General features: G+C 61.2%; 1 protein-coding gene and 1 pseudogene. Both read left to right on the top strand.

Going from position 1 to position 1,455, the window contains the following annotated elements:
* Nucleotides 1-707 (top strand): flagellin (locus tag MOV75_RS37850; protein ID WP_258719569.1); only part of this gene is annotated, 707 nt, incomplete at its 5' end.
* Between the two features lie 314 nt (nt 708-1,021).
* Nucleotides 1,022-1,455 (top strand): annotated as a pseudogene (locus tag MOV75_RS37845) (flagellin); the annotation flags it as partial.

Raw genomic sequence — 1,455 nt, 5'->3', positions numbered from 1 at the left:
ATCAGCTCAACACGAAGCTTCAGGCCAACAACCTGACGGCGACGATCGACGCCAACGGCCTGCTGACGGTCTCGACCACCAACGACTATGCGTCCTCGACCATCGGTTCGAACGCCGCAGGTGGTGCGATCGGCGGTACGCTGACCTCGTCGCTGACATTCTCGACGGCTTCCAGCCCCGTCCAGGATACGGTTGCGCAGACCTCGCGTGCTAATCTCGTCAACCAGTACAACAACATCCTGAACCAGATCGACTCGACGGCGCAGGACTCCTCGTTCAACGGTGTCAACCTCTTGAACGGCGACCAGCTCAAGCTGGTGTTCGACGAAACCGCGAAGTCGAGCCTCAGCATCACGGGCGTGACCTACAACTCCAAGGGTCTGGGCCTTGCTGCGTTGACCAGCGGTGTCGACTTCATCGACAACTCCGCGACCAACAAGGTGCTGGCCAACCTGAACTCGGCGTCGAGCACGCTGCGTTCGGAAGCCTCGGCTCTGGGCTCGAACCTGACGATCGTGCAGGTTCGTCAGGACTTCAACAAGAACCTGATCAACGTGCTGCAGACCGGTTCGTCCAACCTGACCCTGGCCGACACCAACGTCGAAGCGGCCAACAGCCAGGCGCTGTCGACCCGCCAGTCGATCGCGGTCTCCGCGCTCTCGCTGGCCAACCAGTCGCAGCAGAGCGTGCTCCAGCTGCTCCGCTAAGTCGCGGACGACATCAAGACGATTACGGCGGCGGGGCTTCGGCCCCGCCGCTTTTTTTGTGCGCGCTCGAGAAGGCAGGCGACGCTCGAAAAAGTAACCAGCGGTTATGGTTAATGGAGCGTAAGCGCAGAGAAACGCCAATGATTTCAAGCTGATTGCAGAACCCGCGCGCGGCTGCCGTTCGTTTATGGTGAACCGACGCTTATGCAGGCGATGTTCGTTTCACCCTTTGTTAGCCATGTCGCGGCACGCTGGCCCCGTCACTCGATCCGAAGCGATCGAACGAAGACGCGTAAGCCAGAAGGGTAAGAGTCATGTCAGGTATTGTTCTCTCTGCGTCGGTTCGTCAGAACCTCCTCTCTCTCCAGTCCACCGCCGATCTTCTCGCCACCACACAGAACCGTCTGTCGACCGGCAAGAGCGTCAACTCGGCCCTGGACAATCCCACCAACTTCTTCACGGCACAGTCGCTCGACAACCGCGCCAGCGACATCAACAATCTGCTCGACGGCATCGCCAACGGCGTGCAGGTGCTGCAGGCCGCCAACACCGGCCTGACCTCGCTGCAGAAGCTGATCGACTCTGCGAAGTCGATCGCCAACCAGGCGCTGCAGACCACCGTCGGCTACTCCACCAAGTCGAACGTCTCCACCACCATCGCCGGTGCGACGGCGGCCGACCTGCGCGGCACGACTTCGTTCGCCAGCGCGACCGCGAGCAGCAACGTGCTGTATAACGGCACGGCCGG

The organism is Bradyrhizobium sp. PRIMUS42 (assembly GCF_023006515.1).
Lineage (GTDB): Bacteria > Pseudomonadota > Alphaproteobacteria > Rhizobiales > Xanthobacteraceae > Bradyrhizobium.
This window is presented reverse-complemented; position numbering and strand designations above follow the sequence as displayed.